Genomic DNA, 16,909 nt, shown 5'->3' with positions numbered 1-16,909 from the left:
GGATGGGGGAGAATCACATGAAATCGATCATTGTCGATCTGGACCGCTGCAACGGGTGCTTCAACTGCCAGATCGCCTGCAAGGACGAGCACTGCGACAACGACTGGCGCCCGATTGCCGCGCCGCAGCCGATGACGGGTCAGTTTTGGTGCAAGGTCGATCAGAAGGAGCGCGGGCGGGTGCCCGTTGTCTCGGTCGATTACACGCCGACGTTTTGCGGCATGTGTGATAACGCCGAGTGCATGAACGCTGTCTCCGACGGGTCGGTATATCGCCGCGAGGACGGCATTGTCCTCATCGATCCCGAGAAGGCTCGCGGCCATCGCGAGCTGGTCGATGCGTGCCCACTTGGGATGATTTACTACAACGAGGCGCTCGACCTGCCGCAAAAGTGCACGGGCTGCGCGCATCTGCTCGACGATGGCTGGGAGGCTCCGCGCTGCGTCGATGCGTGCGCAACGGGTGCCCTGCGCTATGGCGATGTGGAAGATTTCGCCGACGAGCTCGATGATGCGCAGGTCGCTGAGGCCCTCGAAGGCAAGGGGTCGCACGTGCTCTACATCAACCGCCCTGCTGAGCGCTTTATCGCCGGAACGGTCGCCGATCGCGAGGCGAACGAGGTTCTCATCGGCGCGAAGGTGCAGATCGTCGACGAATCGGGCAACCAGGTTGCCGAGCTTGAGACCGACGAGTTCGGTGACTTCAAGTACGAGGGCTCGGCGAAATCTCGCTGCAAGGTGCACATCGAGGCTGAAGGCTACGAGCCCGCAACCCTCGACGCCGACTCGACCTCAGACGATGTCGTGTTCGACGACGTGTTCATGAAATCGCTGGCATAAAACCAATCGGTTAAACAAGGAGGATAGTTATGTGCAAAGGGGTTACTTGGGCTTCGCAAACGATGGGAGGCGATGCGCGATGAAGCAGAAAAGCGCTCTCGTTCGTTTCCTGATCGTGCTTGTTGGATTGATCGTTATCGGGCTAGTGGCTGTTGCTCCAACGCCCGATGGCCTTACTGGCCAGGGGAAACTCGCTCTCGTCATCTTCCTCGTGTCCATTATCTTCTGGGTCACCGAGGTCATGCCGATCGCGATTACCGGCTGGGCAATGGTCGGCTTGCTGCCGTTGCTCGGAATATTGACGCCTGACCAAACGTGGTCGGCATCGATTAACAACGCGATTATCTTCTACCTGTGCTGCTTCGCGTTCGCATGCTTCGTGGGCCGCTCGTCCATCGCGACGCGCCTCACGGGCATGATCTTGAAGTGGGCGGGCACGAGCTCTTCCCGCGTGCTGCTTGGCTTCATGGTGGTCACGGCGCTGATCTCGACGCTCATGGACAACCTGCCCCTGTGTGCCGTTATGCTTCCGATTGCCTACGGCGTGCTCGATGCGAACAACACACCCACCGGAGGCAAGTCGGCGTTCGCGAAATGCATCGCTATTGGCATTCCGTGGGCGGCGGCAATCGGCGGTGCCATGACGCCTTCGGGCTGCATCATCAATGTGCTCGCCATGACGCTCATCGAGCAGAACTTCGGCGTGTCTATCAGCTTCATCCAGTGGATGGCGTTCGGTGTGCCCCTGGCAGTCATCACCATCCCTGCGGGCTGGTTCGCGCTCATCAAGATCTTCAAGCCCGAAGCGCTCTCCCAAAGCGCAGTTGATTCCGGCGTCAAGCGCGCCGAGGAGCTGCCGAAACTTCCTCGCCATGAGGTCGGTGGCATCGCTGTCATGCTGATCACGCTTGTCGTGTGGATTGCGAGCTCCTGGATTCCCGAGATCAACATCACGGTCGTGAGCCTTATCGCCCTCGGCTTCATGTTCTTCCCCGGCATCGAGGCCATCCGCTTCGACGACTTCCTGACTGACAGCCCTTGGGGCATGATGCTGCTCATGATGGCTGTGAACGTTCTCGTGGCGGCGCTTTCCATCACGGGTGCTATGGAATGGGTCGTGAGCACCGTGATGGCGCCGATGACCGCATGGCCGCTCGTGGTGACTATGGTCGTTCTGTCCGTGATCGGCTGCATCCTGCACAACGTCATCCCCGCAGGTCCCGCGTGCGCCGGCCTGATCGCCGTGCCGTTCGCGACGATCATCGGCGGAATGGGTGGCTCGATTGCCGCAACCTGCGCGATGGTGGCCTGGTGGTCGGCGATCGCCCTCATGCTTCCGCTCGATGGCGTGCCGCTATTGTCCTACTCCAGCAACCGCAAGTACTTCTCCTTCGGCGACATGGTGAAAGTTGGTTGGGCGCCCAGTTTGGTGATGGTGATCATCACGGTCACGCTCACTCCTGCGACGGCAGCTTTGATGGGCCTCGCCTAGCGATTCGGCCAACCTTGGCTGACTGGCTTGGCCAGAGCTTGGCTTTCCCAATCTGCCTTGGCATTCCCACGGGTCTGCCTGATTTGACCCGGGTTGCTTCAACCTAATCTGGATTAAGGGCGCAGTTCAGATGCGAGCTGCGCCCTGACTCGTTTTTGTCGCTCGTCTTTGCTTTCATAGTAAGATGGCCTTTGGTGTTTTACTGAGGGGGAGCTATGCAGACAACGTACTTGAAGCATTTCGTTGACGTTGCGGAAAAGGGGTCGATCGGGGCCGCCGCTGCCGCTGATTTCATTTCCCCGCAGGGGATGAGCCGCTCGATCTCCGTCCTCGAATCGGAGCTGGGGTGCACGCTTTTCTCTAAGAAGCCCAACGGTATGGCCCTGACGCGTTTCGGCGAGGCCCTTCTCGATGACGCCAAGGAGATTCTCGCGCTTGAGCAGGAGATGAAGGCGCGCGTTGCGAGGATTCAGTCGAGCGATTTGGAAAACGGCACGAGCGATCTCCTTCTCCTCTATCTAAACAACATCGCCTTCGATGCGGCGCTTTTTTCGCCTTTGACGGACAGCATCGAGGAAGCTTTCGCCAGCGCGCGCTTCTTCCAGTGCGACAACGAAGAGATAGCCGATTCCCTTCTTGCTGCCGATGAGGCGCAGCAAGATGCCCTTGCGTTAGGCTTGCTGTGTCTTTTCAGCACGGACACGGAGCGCAACTCGGAGTTGCTCGAGCGATTGTACGCGAGGGGATTCGCGTTCCAACCGTATCTTGAGAGCTACGACGAAGTTATGGTTCCTGCGGACTCCGACCTCGCGGGCAAGACCTCTCTGAGCAAGTCGGATATCTTGTCATATCCCCTTGTTGTTTCGGGCGGCGATATCCAACGCGTGTGCGAGAAGGTGTTCGGCAAGGCGTCGATTTACATGGTGACGGCGGATAGCCTCTTTCGCTACCAGGTGGTTCAAAAGGGGCAGGCGATTACGGTCGTTCCTGCGTTCCACCATATCGTCGATAGCGGCGCGCAGGGGACGGTCGTCGTGCCGATGAAGGAACCGTACTATCTCGAAGTCGGGTTCGTCGCCAAGCGCGATGTGATGGAAAGCCCTGTGGTAAAGAGGCTGTTTGCGCAGTTGAACGCCTATTATTCGAAATTTGCCTCATCCCCCTATATCTCGCTTGTGCCGAGCGAGATCACGTTGGTGAGCGCTGAAGAGGCGCGTTCCGCCTCGACAATGGATTCGCTGTGCAAACGTTTTTGCGGCAAGTACAAACTTTCCCAGCGTGAGGGCGAGATTCTGGTGCCGCTTCTCGCTGGCAAGACGGCGCGACCGATTGCCGAGGAGCTTTCCATTGGAACCGCCACGGTGAAAAGCCATATCTACAGCATTTACAAGAAGGCGGGGGTTCACTCCCAAAAGGATCTCATGTCGCTTTTCCGCGAGATGGAAGTCTAGGGCGCTGCTGTGGCAGGGGTCGGGTGCTTCATCCCGCCCTGTCCCCGTTGCTTTTTTGCGAGAATCCGTTCTCGTCGCGGCGCACAACTCGTCCAGTTGACCACGAAGTGGCGGGGGCTTGGGGTATGACGAGAGTGTGGCAGGGGGGCGGGCGATCCGCCTTCTGCGGATGGGGCGGGGGCTGGGAGATTCGCTTTGCTTTGCCGCCCATCTCCGCACGCGATCCCGCGACCTCCTTCGTTAGGAAGTAATCGAGAAGATGGATCGCCTTGGCGGGGTTGCGTGCGGAGACGGCGGAGCCAGGAGGGCGTCGCGTGCTGGGGGGCATCGTCCGCTGGAAGGGTTGGATCCGCTTTTTGCTAAGTGGGAAACATGCGGTTTCTAATAATTCTTGATTCACTATATCCCTCTTTCAAAATAAACTAAATCCCATATAATTATCTCAACTGAAGAATGTGCCGCGCTCGGGCGAATGGTTCTCCTTCGTGGTCTATGAGGCGGTTGACCTGGGGCTCATGGGCGGATACACCCCCGAGGACGGCGGCGCCCCGATTATGTTTGGCGCCTATGATTCGCTCACACGCGGCCAGCTTGCGCTCGTGCTCTATCGCATGGTGAACGGCGAGGAGCCTGACGGTGCAGCCGCCAACGAGACGACGTTCGCGGACAACCCCGACGGCGAGACCGCTCGCGTCGAGGCAGCGAAGGTGCTGGTGACGACATACAAGCTGCTGATAGACAACAAGTTTTAGGAGCTGAGAACCAAAAGCTCAGGGAAGGGACCGTATAATCGGTTCTTGCGGCAATGAGATACATCGGGCGGGCTCCGTCTTTTCGGGGCGGGGCTCGCCCGTGCGAGACGATTCAGATGAGTGAACAGGAGAACACGCATGAGATTATCGTTGGCGGAGCGCGCCAGGGGCGTTGTAAGCCTTGCGGTATCGGCAGTGCTCGCGGTGGGCTTGCTCCCGGTTTTCCCGGCGCAGGCAACTGCTTTCGCAGATGAAGTCGCCGCGGGGGAAGGTGGCGGCGAGATTCTCGTCGTTCTTGACGAGGCGAAGACCGCGCGTTCGGGTTTGAGCGTCGAGGGCTTCACGACCGACTCGGTCCAGTCGCTGCGCTCGGCGGGCGTCGAGTCGAGCGAGGTCGTCATCGATGATGGCAAAATCGGTACGGTGCTGAAGGCGGAAGTTTCCTCCGATCGCACGGTTGACCAGGCAATCGAGGCGGTTTCCCGCTTGCCTTACGTGAGCTATGCGCAGAAGAACTACACCTACAAGCTGATTGACAGCGTGCCCAGCGACGAGTCCCTGTCCACTGGGACGTCGGCCGGGACGTCGGGGGAGTCGGCCATCGAGCCGCTCGCGACCACGACTAACGACGAGGGCCTGTCGCGCCAGTACTACCTGAAGGATTCCGCGAGCAACGGCTCGAACGTCCTTAACGCATGGGACGTCGCGCGTGCTGAGGGAACGGTCACCGTGGCCGTGCTCGACACGGGCGCCTACGTGAACCACGAGGACCTTGCGGCCAATCTCGACACCGACAACATGTGGGACGCCTTCAACCACACTGAGCGCGGAACCATCACGAGTCCTTACAACCCGAACGGCGACGTTCACGGACACGGCACGCACGTTGCCGGCATCGTTGCCGCGGAGGCGAACAATGCCAAGGGCATCGCGGGCGCTTCGTTCAATGCGCGCGTGCTTCCCATCAAGGTCTTCGACGACTCGAACGATCCTGGCTGCGAGACTTCGACGCTCGCCGAGGCGTACGAGTACCTGTTCGACCTCGTGTCCCTGGGCAAGGTCGAGGGGCTCCATGTGATCAACATGAGCCTCGGCGGCTACGGGCTCGATGAGGGCGACAAGCTGTTCGAGTCTCTCATCAACAAGGCCGCCAGCGATTACGACATCGTCACCGTGGCGGCTGGCGGCAATGGCGACGACTGGGGCAACCCACTCACCGATGCGTCGTATCCTTCCGATTTCGACGCGTGCGTTTCCGTGACGGCGCTCGATAAGAACGGCGGCAATGTCAAATGGTCCGACTACAACGAGTTCAAAGACATCTCCGCGCCGGGCGTGAACATCTACTCGACTTACAACAACTCCAAGAGCTCCTATTATTTCCTGAGCGGCACGTCGATGGCGTCTCCCCTGGTGGCGGGCATCTTTGCGCTTCTTTGGAGCGTGGAGCCCTCGCTGTCGGTTGACGAGGCAAAGACAGCGGTGTACGAGACCGCGACGTCGGTGAAGGGGTCGATCGACCGCACCAAGCCCGACTACAACGGCGTTGTGAGCGGAAGCCATGGCGCGATTGACGCTGCGGCGGCCGTCGAGTACGCGATCAAGAATTTCAACAATGACAACACCTCGTCGATTCGCAGCTGCACGGCCGACCCTGTCGCCGACCAGATGTACACAGGCGATGCCGTTGAGCCGCTTCTGACTATTCGCGATGGTGAGAAGACGCTTGAGCTGGGCAAAGACTACACGGTCACCTATTCTCACAACGTGAAGGTGGGCGAGGCCACGGCGCTCGTCAAGGGAATCGGCGACTACGTCGGGTTCCTTCCCGTGTCGTTCAAGATTTGCTACGACATGGCCAATGTTGCTATTTACAACGTGAAATCGTCCTACGTCTACGAGGGCGAGCCGATCGTGATCGAGCCGCGCGCCTATTACCAGGGTCGCGTGAAGCTGACCGAGGGCACCGACTATACCTACGTCGTGGAGGGCAACGACGCTCCCGGCACGGGTCGCGTCGTTCTCACCGGCATGGGTGATTACCGTGGCACTGCCGAGAAGACGTTCAAGGTGAAGGCGAACGAGGTCGAGCCCGATCCCTCCGAGGGCAAGATCGACATGAGCTCAGCGAAGTTCGTTGGGCTTGCCGCGAGCTACGTGTACATGGGCCAGCCGGTCATTCCTGTGGTGAACCTCATGCTGGGCAATACGCTGCTCGTTCAGAGCGTCGACTACGTGATGTCCATCGTTGACAACGAGACCCTGGGTACGGCGACCATCACCGCTGCCGGCATCGGCCGCTACGAAGGCAAAGCGACGGCGACGTTCGAAATCGTGCGCCAGACCTATGACGTTGCCGAGTTCATCGACGTGCCACGCAATGGTTCCGAATGGTATACCGATTACGTGTACGAGGCAGCGAAGTACGGCTACCTGACCGGCTACAAGAATGCCGACGGCACGCCGACCGGGTACTTCGGCCCCAATGATGCCCTGACGCGTGCGCAGGTTGCGACCATTCTGTACCGCGCGTGTCCAACGGGCTCCCTGACGGATGCCGACAACTCGTCGGATGCGAACTCCGTCAACAAGACGCCCTTCCCCGACGTGGAAAGCGGCGCTTTCTACACGAAGGCTATGAACTGGGCCTACGCTAACGGCATCCTCACGGGTGTCGATGGCAAGGGCGAGATGCAGCCCAACCGCGAGATTACGCGCGAGGAACTTGCCGTCGTTATGATGCGCTACGCCAAGAGCTGCGGCATTGCCGGGGTCGACGCTGAGCCGAGCGAGGAGGGGATCACCGACTGGGCCGATGTCTCCAGTTTCGCGACGAGCTCGATCAAGTGGGCGCTTGCCAACGGCGTGATCTCGGGCGTCGATAATCTCGACGGCACCAGGTCGCTTTGCCCGCACGACAGCGCGAGCCGCGCGCAGATGGCGAAGATCATTCTGAACGTTGAAGCGATGAGAGGCTAGAAGAAGCTGGCGAGTTGCTTCGGCTAATTCCCGGCCCGCTTCCCTTCCCCTAAGGCGGGGGAGCGGGCCGGGTTGCGTTTGGGCTTTGTGGCCTTCGGGTTGCGTTCGCCGCCGTCGCGGGCAGCTCAATTGCCTCGTGCTACAATCTGTCCCGTGAGTTTCTGGAAAGCGCCGAGCGGGCGCTTTCCTTGTATGTTGCCTCGCGAAGAAAGGTTTCCTATGAAGGCACTTATTCCCGCTGCCGGTTTGGGCACGCGCTTCCTTCCCGCCACGAAGGCGCAGCCGAAAGAGATGCTGCTCGTGGTTGATCGCCCCGTCATCCAGTACGTGGTGGAGGAGGGCTTGGCGTCGAAGGCCGACGAGGTCGTCATTGTGAACAGCCGCTCCAAGAAGGCGATTGAGGACCACTTCACGCCCGACCCCGACCTGGTCGCCACGCTGCGCGCGCGCGGTAAGGATGCTTACGCTGACGAGGTGGAGCGCGTGGGCAACTACAATGTGAGCTACGTGTACCAGGAGGAGCCGCTCGGGCTGGGGCATGCCATCTGGTGCGCGCACGAGAAGACGGCGGGCGAGCCGTTCTACGTGCTTCTGGGCGATGTGATCGTGCCCGACAACCAGATGCTTCCCGCGATGCAGAAGGTGTCGGATGAGCACGGCGGGGCGAGCGTGATTGCGGTCATGCCCGTGCCCGATGACCAGGTGCATCGCTTCGGGATCATCGCTGGCGAGAAGCTCTCCGACGATGTGTGGAAGGTCGATTCACTCGTGGAGAAGCCGGCGCTTGAGGATGCGCCGTCGAACCTGGCCGTGTTCGGCCGCTATCTGCTGAGCCCGCGCGTCATGGAGCTTCTGGCCGACGTGAAGCCTGGCGTGGGCGGTGAAATCCAGTTGACCGACGCGCTCGACGAGGTGCTGCGCGAGGAAGAGATGTACGCGCTCGTAATCGATCCCGAAGACGGCTTCGACACTGGCACAGTGGAAAGCTGGCTGCACACCAACAACGTGCTCTTCGAGCGCAAGCAAGGGTAAGTGTTCGCAGGCGGCGATACCCTTCCCAAGTGAGGTGCACCCGCGGGCGCGGGCGACCTCCTCGAGAAGGGGCGGTCTTTTCAAGCTTGAATTTTCAATCTTGTCATTTTCAAAGGGGAGACCTGCCAGAAATCGGGCGGTTTTCATCATCTCGGGAAGAATTCGAGCGAGGAGGAGAAAGCCGTCCGCGAAGCAAAACCCGCTGAACTGGCCTTACTCTTCGCGCCGCTTTCGTTCGCTCGTCACAAGGGGCGGGGAAACGCCTTCCGAGGGCTTCCCGTTGATGAAAACCGCTCGATTTCTGGCAGGACCCCCTCTCGAAAAATAGCTTCCGTCAGGAACACCCTCCCTCAAAAAGTGACATACGCTGCCAAGGGCAGGGCATGGGTTCGCTGGCGCTTGCGGCTAGGCCACCTTCCCCTCCCTTGGGAGAATCTTGTAGAAAGCGAGATAGACAAGCCCGCCGAGAAAGTACATGAGGGCGTCGATAGGATCGGCGGTGCCGAAATGCAGGACGCACGAAGCTAAGACTTCCCAACATACTGCGCACAATGCCGAGAGAAGGAGGGAAGACCCCAGGTCGCAGATAATCTCTCTGCCTGAAACAGTCCTGGTCAAGACATTTACGTAAGCGGGGAAAACAATGCCGCCGCAAAGGTCGGCGAGATGATAGTTGGCGAATTCGTACGGCAGAACGCAATCCAGCGAGAAGGCGAACCTGTTGATAAGGTAAACGAGGGTGGCAAGAAGGGGGAGCAGGTTGCTCCACGAGAACAGCGCCGGCCCAAGACGCCTCATCATGAATCGGAGCTGCCTAGCCACAGAGACCGAACAGCGCGAGGCCGAGACAGATTCCGAGGGCGATAATGATGATCTGGGTGCAACCGCTCTTTTCTGCCATGGATTTCCTTTCGATAAGCAAGTACCAGCATTCTATCACCTCAGATTGTTTTCCATTGAGAAGTTTTGCGAGCGGACGCCCGCGCTCTGGGCTTGCTCCGTCAGGCGGCGAAGGCGGCGTATGCGCGGCGAGGGCTCTCTGTGCGCGCCCAGTGCTTGTCCGATGGTCGCAGCTGCGAGGCGAAGCCGCGCAGGCTCCGAGCGCTCTGTGCTTGCCTTGGAGCCGCCAAAAGAAACGAACTCGTAACAAAAGCCCTGGTTGATTCATAAGATGCCCACGTGTCGAACATAAGGGGTTCAAGGGTGGTTGGTATACTGCATGCAGCAGGTGAGAAGGTCCCCCCTCCTTCGAGAACCCTGCAGTTGCCTTCTTTCGAAAGCAGCAGGCGGTCCTAACCCCGACCGTCTAATCCCCTCCTTGGGCCCGCCGGACCTCCCTTTCCGGTGGGCCATTTCTTTTCCCGCTCTTCACCTCTGGGCAAACAAACGTTCGCATGATATGATACGCGGCATGGAAACCTTATTCACAGCAATGGAAAACGAGCGCCGCGCGGAAGTGGCGCCGCTTGCGGTGCGCATGCGCCCGCGCACTCTTGACGAGGTCGTGGGGCAGACCGACGCGGTCGGTCCTGGCAGCTGGTTGCGCAGTGCCATCGAGGGCGATAGCTTAAGCTCGGTCATCCTCTTCGGGCCCGCGGGCACGGGGAAAACCTCGCTTGCGCATGTCATCGCCGAGCACACGAGGGCAACCTTTGTGGAAGTGTCCGCCATCGGCGGCACCGTGTCCGACCTGCGCCGCGAGATCAGCGCCGCGGAAAAGCGCCTGACGATGCAGGGCCTTCGAACCATCCTGTTCGTCGACGAGATCCACCGCTTCAACCGCAGTCAGCAAGACGCGCTGCTCCATGCGGTCGAAAACCGCGTGGTCGTGCTGGTGGGAGCCACCACGGAAAACCCGTTCTTCGAAGTGAACTCAGCGCTCATCAGCCGTTCCCGCGTGGTCGAGCTTCACTCGCTCACCGATGGGGAAATCGCGCAGCTCGTTCGCCGCGCGCTCGCTGACGAACGCGGGCTCGCCGGGCGCTATGCGCTTGCCGACGACGCCCTTTCGGCTATCGTGCTGCTCGCCGGGGGCGACGGGCGCGCCTCGCTTACCACGCTCGAGCTCGCCTCGCAGATGGTGGCGCCCGGCACTCCCAAAAAGCCTGTTCTCATCAGCGTCGATGTCGTGCGCCGCGCAACGCCCCACCGCGCGCTCGCCTACGACAAGAACAAAGACATGCACTACGACGTCATCTCCGCGTTCATCAAGTCGATGCGCGGGAGCGACCCTGATGCTGCGCTCTATTGGCTCGCGCGCATGATCGACGGTGGGGAAGACCCGAAGTTCATCGCGCGCCGCATGATGATCCAGGCTTCGGAGGACGTGGGCAACGCCGACCCTCAAGCATTTCTCATTGCCGAAGCCGCGTTCAAGTCCGCCGAGGTCATCGGCTACCCGGAATGCCGTATTAACCTGGCACAGGCGGCGATATACCTAGCGCTCGCTCCGAAAAGCAACGCCGCGGAGGCGGGAATCGATGCGGCGCTCGCCGAGGTTCGCCGCGGGCCTGCGCGCAAGGTGCCCGACTACCTGCGCGATAGGCATCGCCCAGGATCCGAGAACTACGGAACCTACAAATATCCCCACGACTACCCTGAAGGATGGGTCGATCAGCGCTACCTTCCCGATGGCTTGGAGCGCGGCTGCTTCTACCATCCGAGCGAGCGGGGTTGGGAAGCTTACCGCGCGGATGCCGCCGCTCGCGACCGCGCGGCGGTGCTCGGCCGCACGGCGGAAAGCCGCGCCGCGGAAGGCAATTCCTCGCGAGGGTCGAAGCGCAACGCGACTGCTACTTCTGCTGAAAGGAAGCCCTCCTCCGAGGACAAGGCGCTTTCGGACGCCTCCGACCAAACGGCACATCCGGCAGACGCCCCTGCCCCCGCCGGCGAAGCTGGTTGATTTTCATTGGTAGCCGAATACCCGCGCCGTAACCGGCGTTTTCACAGCTAACGGGACGGGCGCGCAAACGCCCGCTCTGCGCTTTTCCAGGCCGGTTCGGCCCCGAGGGCCCTCGGCCGGGGCGCCCGGCTGAGTTTCGGGCATGGCTCCGCCGGCCCGCCCGGGTCGGTTTTCGGGCTCATCCGGACGGGCTGGAGGGCCCTGCCTATTCGGTTTCCTGGGCCGGCGGGGCTAAGGCGTCAGCGGCCCCTCGCCGCGGCGCCTGCGGTCCGCCTCCATCGCCCCGACCGTCAGTCGAGCTCTCCGTAGGGCACCTTCTCGACCCCCAGCGCGTCGAGCAGCTCGCGCCCGTCGGCGCCATCTGGTTGCAGCAAGGCGGCGGCAATCACCGCCCGCGCGCTTGACGGTGACGTAGCGTCACGCGCGATAATAGGGTGTTGGATTATCCGATGATCACACGTGCGAGAAGGACGCGGCATGCCTGTATATGAAGATGACCTGATGACCGTCGGCGAGATCGCCCGCCGCGTGGGCGTGACCGTGCGCACCATCCAGTACTACGACCAAAAGGGCCTGCTCCACCCCAGCTCGAAAAGCGAGCAGAATCAGCGCCTGTACTCCCGCGAGGACGAGGAACGCCTCTACCGCATCCTCACCCTCAAGTACCTCGGCTTCTCGCTCGCGCAGATCAAGGAGGCGGAGGCGCTCGACGACCGCCGGGAGCTCTCCGGTGCGCTCGAGAGCCGCATGCACGAGCTTGAGCGCGAGAGCGTCGAGGTCCTGCACAACATCAGCACCGTCAACAGCCTCCGAGAGCAGCTCGCTGCAAGCGAGCACGTGCGCTGGAGCGACTTTGCCCAGGCCATCAGCGACATGCAGAACCGCGAGGACGTGCTGTGGCTGGCCATCAACGGCGAGGGCTGCGACGAGAGCAGCGTCCCGGAGCTCACCCACGAGGAGGTCAGCCGCTGGCACCAGCTCATGGGCGACACCATCGAGGCCATGCACGATGGCGTGCAGCCCGGCGACGAGCGCGGCCGGGAGCTCGCCTTGCGTTTCGAGCGCCTCGGCGGCATGTCCGGCGCGCTCGCCGGCCTCAAGCGCCTCGCCAATCAGCGCGCGCAAGGCCCCAAGCAGTACGACCGCGACTTCTACGCGGGCATCCAGCGTAGGACGCTCAGCTTCCTCAAAGACGCGCTCGAGGCGCTGCGCGGTTAGGGGCGCCAAGCCGTAACAACCACAGCCATCCCGTGCCGGCACCCGTCCCACTTGGGCGGGTGTTGCTTTGCATCGCCTGTCATTCGCCCAGCTCGGCGCATTAATCGGCAAATCTCATCACTCGCCAGTTTTTTCTCGCGCAGCGCTTGCCCATGACGCAACGTCGCCCGTTAGCATCCTCAATCGGTTTCGAGGGAGGAGAGACGATGATCGTATCGTGGATGACAACCAACAGGTGCAACCTCAAATGCGAGCACTGCTACCAGGACGCGGCGGAGTGTGACAGTCGCGAGCTGACGACGGCCGAGGGCAAGGCGATGATCGAGCAGATCGCGCGCGCCGGCTTCAAGATCATGATCTTCAGCGGCGGCGAGCCCCTTATGCGCGACGACATCTTCGAGCTCGTGGCGCACGCTGCAGCTCAAGGCCTGCGCCCCGTGTTCGGCAGCAACGGCACGCTGATCACCGACGAGGTCGCGCGAAAGCTCAAGGAAGCCGGCGCGTGCTCCATGGGCATCAGCATCGACAGCCTCGACGCGGCAAAGCATGACGCCTTCCGCGGCGTCGCAGGCGCCCACGCCGACACCCTCGCGGGCATCGAGGCATGCAAGCGCGCGGGCCTCGACTTCCAGATCCATACCACCGTGGTCGACTGGAACCGCGACGAGGTCTGCGACATCACGGACTTCGCGCAGAGCATCGGCGCGGTCAACCACTCGATTTTCTTCCTCATCCCCGTGGGGCGCGGCAAGTACATCGAGGAGACGAGCCTCAAGGTGCTGGAGAACGAGGCGCTGCTCCAAGACATCATGCGCAAGGCCGCAGAGGTCGACATCGACGTCAAGCCCACCTGCGCGCCGCAGTTCACGCGCGTCGCCGACCAGCTCGGCATCCCCACCCGCTACACGCGCGGCTGCCTGGCCGGCCTCACCTACTGCGTCGTCGGCAGCGAGGGCATCGTGCGCCCGTGCGCGTACATGACCGAGGACGCTGGCGACGTGCGCGAGCAGCCCTTCGACGAGATCTGGGCGACGAGCCCCGTGTTCGAGCGTTTGCGCACGCAGGCTTACGGCGGCAACTGCGGCGAGTGCGACCACAAGGAGCATTGCGGCGGCTGCAGGGCGCGCGCGGCGTACTACCATGACGGCGACTACATGGCCCAGGACGACTACTGCGCCTACGGGCAGAAACTCGGCTGCAAGGGCGCCTAGGCGAGAGCCCGACGGCCGTCCCCTGCCCCTGCCGCTGCGATGACAGGGGCAGGGGCAGGGGCTGACAGCAAATGCGACGGATGCGACGGCCGCATGATCGGCCGCCCACATCAGATGAGGAGAACCACATGAAGAGGATTGCAACGAAGGCATGCGCGTGTGCGTGCGCCCTGGCGCTGGCGGCAAGCGGCAGCGCGATGATCGGCTGCTCTGGCAGCAACTCCGGCAACGCCGGCACACAGCAGGGCGCGACGAGCCAGCAGGCCGGCTACACCTTTACGGACGATTTGGGCAACCAGGTGACCGTGAGCACGCATGAGCGCGTCGTCGCGGGCATGGGCAGCTTCGCGAACATCTGGGAGCTGGCGGGCGGCACCCTCGTCGGAGCGTCCAGCGACGCGTTCTCCGATTACCACATCGAGTCAAAGGCGGAGAAGGTCGGTGACTTCTCCTCCCTCAATGCGGAGTCCATCATCGCGCTCAACCCGGACTTCGTGATCTTGACCGGCACAAGCTCCGGTCGCGGCGGTGGCGTCGCCCAGACCGACCTCAAGGACACACTGCAGGCAGCGGGCATCCCCGTGGCGTACTTCAACGTCACCACCTTCGACGACTACCTGCGCATGCTCAAGACCTGCTGCGACATCACCGGCGACGCCGAGGCGTACAAGGACAACGGTACGGAAGTTGCCGAGGACATCGACGCCATCAAGAAGAAGGCCGAAGGCAAGAGCGCGGGCAGCGTCGCGGTGCTGACCACGTACTCCGGCGGCACGCGCGTCCAGGCGTCCTCGACACAGACGGGCACCATGCTCGCCGAGCTGGGCGCGAGCAACATCACCGACGCCGACAAGAGCCTGCTGTCCGACTATAGCCTGGAGTCCCTGGTCAAGGCCGACCCCGACTTCATCTTCCTGCTGCCCATGGGCGACTCGAGCGAGGCTGCGCAAAAGGCGCTCAAGGACCAGACCACGGCCAACCCGGCTTGGAAGGAACTGACTGCCGTCAAGGAGGGCCGCGTCATCACGCTCAACCCCAAGCTGTTCCTCTACAAGCCCAATGACAACTGGGATGACGCATACGAAGAGCTGTACGAGGCCCTGTACGAGACGCCGCGCGAGCAGAAGTAGCGCCTGGCCTTGAAGGAGATGCAGACGACAAACTCACGCGGCAAGCGCGGGCGCGCCTTGCAGGCGGACGGACGATTCGCAGTGGCCATGGTTGCCTCAGTAGCGCTGCTGGGATGCGTGGCGGTGCTCGGCATCGTCATCGGCTCGACCTCCGTCGGCCTGCCCGACGTGCTCGCCCTCGCCTTTGGCGCACCTGCCGAGCAGACGGCGGTAAACGTCATCTGGAACATCCGCCTGCCGCGCGTGCTCGCAGCGCTTCTGGCCGGCGCCGCGCTCGCGCAGGCGGGCGCGCTCATCCAGGCGGCACTCGACAACCCCCTGGCCAGCCCCAACGTCATCGGCGTGAACGCGGGCTCGGGTTTCTTCGTGCTGCTGGCGGCGTGCGCCTTCCCCAACGTCTTTGGGCTCGCTCCCGTGGCGGCCTTCCTCGGCGCGTTGTGCGTGGCGGGGCTCATCTTTGCCGTGGCAGGCCTTGGGGGCTCGCCACGCCTCACCGTCGTGCTCGCCGGCATGGCGTTCACGGCGATCTTCACCGCCGGCATGAACACGATCCTCATCGTGAACCCGGACGCCTACGTGAGCGCCTCGGGCTTTCTGGTCGGCGGGCTGTCCGGCGTCAAGCTGAGCGAGGTCATCGTCCCCGGCTGCGCGATCTGCGTGGTGCTGGTGCTCGGCCTGTTGCAGGGCACGCGGCTCAACCTGCTCTCGCTGGGCGAGCATCAGGCGCACTCCCTGGGCCTCAACGTCCGCCGCACGCGCCTTACCGCGCTGGTGTCCGCCGCTGCGCTCGCGGGTTGTGCGGTGAGCTTTGCGGGCCTCGTCGGATTCGTGGGGCTCATCGTCCCGCACGCGGTCCGCGCTCTGGTGGGCCACGATAACCGCCGCGTCCTTGCGATGGCGCCGCTGCTGGGTGGGCTGCTGGTGTGCCTGTGCGACCTGCTCGCCCGCACCATGTTCGCCCCGTACGAGATCCCCGTCGGCATCGTCTTGTCCCTGCTGGGCGGGCCGTTCTTCGTCTACCTGATCTTGCGCCGTGGGAAGGGGGGCCTCGATGGCTAGCGTGCAGCTGAGCGACGTCAGCTTTGGCTACGGCGAGCGCGCCTTGTTCTGCAGGCTGGACCTCGAGCTCGCGCAAGGTAAGGTGACGAGCATCATCGGCCCCAACGGCTGCGGCAAGTCGTCGCTGCTCAAGCTGGCAAGCGGCATCTGCAAGCCCTGGGAGGGCAGCATCCGCGTGCTGGGGCACGATGCCAGCGCGCTTTCCTCCAAAGAGCGCGCACGGCTGCTGAGCTTGCTGGCGCAGGAGCACGCGGCACCGCCCATGAGCGTGCGGCGGCTTGTGGAGTGCGGGAGGTTTCCGCACCATGGGATGTTCGCGACGATGGACGCAGCGGATTACGAGGCAGTTGACCGGGCGCTTGCGACATGCGGGCTTGCAGAGCTCGCCGAGCGCCCCGTGGCCGAGCTCTCCGGCGGGCAGCGTCAGCGTGCCTTCATCGCCATGGTCCTGGCGCAGGATGCGCCCGTGGTGCTCTTCGACGAGCCGATCTCGTTTCTCGACGTGTCGGCGTGCTACGAGGTGATGGAGCTGATGCGCTCGCTCAAGGAGGAGCACGGCAAGACTGTCGTCGCGGTGATCCACGACATCAACCTGGCGCTCAAGTACTCCGACGAGGTCTGCGTTATGCGTGCCGGAAAGCTGCTGTCGCAAGGGGCGCCACATGAGGCCGAGGTACTCGCAGCTGTCGAAGACGCCTTCGACGTGCGCATCGAGCTGCTGCATGGCGAGCTGGGGAGTTCGTATGCGCTGTGGCGGCGCACAAAGTGCTGACGCTTGCAAGCCAGGCGGCAGGCTATCGGCACGGGTACGGCGAATTGTCTGAACGATTCATCGTTCAGGCTT

Annotated in this window: 13 protein-coding genes; 12 read left to right on the top strand and 1 reads right to left on the bottom strand. The window is 62.4% G+C overall.

Annotated features, from left to right (window positions below):
- Window positions 1–17: 17 nt before the first annotated feature.
- From Q0I65_RS04325 to Q0I65_RS04300, 6 genes are all read left to right on the top strand, one after another.
- Window positions 18–839, top strand: a complete 822-nt coding sequence (locus Q0I65_RS04325) for a 4Fe-4S dicluster domain-containing protein (RefSeq protein ID WP_296060307.1) — start codon at window positions 18–20, stop codon at window positions 837–839.
- A 79-nt stretch (window positions 840–918) separates the two neighbouring features.
- The gene (locus Q0I65_RS04320) at window positions 919–2,331 is read left to right on the top strand and encodes an SLC13 family permease (RefSeq protein ID WP_296060305.1); all 1,413 of its coding nucleotides are present in this window, start codon (window positions 919–921) and stop codon (window positions 2,329–2,331) included.
- A 215-nt stretch (window positions 2,332–2,546) separates the two neighbouring features.
- Window positions 2,547–3,782, top strand: coding sequence for a LysR family transcriptional regulator (locus Q0I65_RS04315; protein ID WP_296060302.1), 1,236 nt, complete (start codon window positions 2,547–2,549; stop codon window positions 3,780–3,782).
- 485 nt (window positions 3,783–4,267) lie between these two features.
- Window positions 4,268–4,534 carry a hypothetical protein gene (locus tag Q0I65_RS04310; protein WP_296060300.1) on the top strand — a complete coding sequence of 89 codons (267 nt, stop codon included), beginning with the start codon at window positions 4,268–4,270 and terminating at the stop codon, window positions 4,532–4,534.
- A 138-nt stretch (window positions 4,535–4,672) separates the two neighbouring features.
- A complete protein-coding gene (locus Q0I65_RS04305) occupies window positions 4,673–7,513 on the top strand; it encodes a S8 family serine peptidase (RefSeq protein WP_296060298.1) in 2,841 nt (946 codons plus the stop codon).
- A 219-nt stretch (window positions 7,514–7,732) separates the two neighbouring features.
- Window positions 7,733–8,545, top strand: coding sequence for a UTP--glucose-1-phosphate uridylyltransferase (locus Q0I65_RS04300; RefSeq protein WP_296060296.1), 813 nt, complete (start codon window positions 7,733–7,735; stop codon window positions 8,543–8,545).
- A 405-nt stretch (window positions 8,546–8,950) separates the two neighbouring features.
- Here Q0I65_RS04300 and Q0I65_RS04295 read toward each other — a convergent pair whose 3' ends face one another.
- Complete coding sequence (locus Q0I65_RS04295; RefSeq protein ID WP_296060295.1) at window positions 8,951–9,346, bottom strand: hypothetical protein; 396 nt, start codon at window positions 9,344–9,346, stop codon at window positions 8,951–8,953.
- Window positions 9,347–9,956: 610 nt separating this feature from the next.
- On the opposite strand from Q0I65_RS04295, the gene Q0I65_RS04290 reads away from it, so the two are divergent.
- The 6 genes from Q0I65_RS04290 (at window position 9,957) to Q0I65_RS04265 (ending at window position 16,837) form a co-directional block, all read left to right on the top strand.
- Complete coding sequence (locus Q0I65_RS04290) at window positions 9,957–11,447, top strand: replication-associated recombination protein A (RefSeq protein WP_296060292.1); 1,491 nt, start codon at window positions 9,957–9,959, stop codon at window positions 11,445–11,447.
- Window positions 11,448–11,924: 477 nt separating this feature from the next.
- Window positions 11,925–12,665: a MerR family transcriptional regulator gene (locus Q0I65_RS04285; protein ID WP_296060289.1), complete on the top strand. Its 741-nt coding sequence runs from the start codon at window positions 11,925–11,927 to the stop codon at window positions 12,663–12,665.
- A gap of 206 nt (window positions 12,666–12,871) precedes the next feature.
- Window positions 12,872–13,876: a putative heme d1 biosynthesis radical SAM protein NirJ2 gene (gene nirJ2 / locus Q0I65_RS04280; protein ID WP_296060286.1), complete on the top strand. Its 1,005-nt coding sequence runs from the start codon at window positions 12,872–12,874 to the stop codon at window positions 13,874–13,876.
- 128 nt (window positions 13,877–14,004) lie between these two features.
- The gene (locus Q0I65_RS04275; protein WP_296060283.1) at window positions 14,005–15,006 is read left to right on the top strand and encodes an ABC transporter substrate-binding protein; all 1,002 of its coding nucleotides are present in this window, start codon (window positions 14,005–14,007) and stop codon (window positions 15,004–15,006) included.
- Window positions 15,007–15,024: 18 nt separating this feature from the next.
- Window positions 15,025–16,065, top strand: a complete 1,041-nt coding sequence (locus Q0I65_RS04270; RefSeq protein WP_296060418.1) for an iron ABC transporter permease — start codon at window positions 15,025–15,027, stop codon at window positions 16,063–16,065.
- Window positions 16,058–16,837: an ABC transporter ATP-binding protein gene (locus Q0I65_RS04265; RefSeq protein WP_296060279.1), complete on the top strand. Its 780-nt coding sequence runs from the start codon at window positions 16,058–16,060 to the stop codon at window positions 16,835–16,837. Before Q0I65_RS04270 ends, Q0I65_RS04265 begins: the two co-directional genes overlap by 8 nt.
- Window positions 16,838–16,909: the final 72 nt, after the last annotated feature.

The organism is uncultured Ellagibacter sp., assembly GCF_934643285.1.
In the GTDB taxonomy this organism is placed as follows: domain Bacteria; phylum Actinomycetota; class Coriobacteriia; order Coriobacteriales; family Eggerthellaceae; genus Ellagibacter.
The sequence above is the reverse complement of the archived record's forward strand: the minus strand, read 5'-3'. Positions and strand labels throughout refer to the sequence as shown.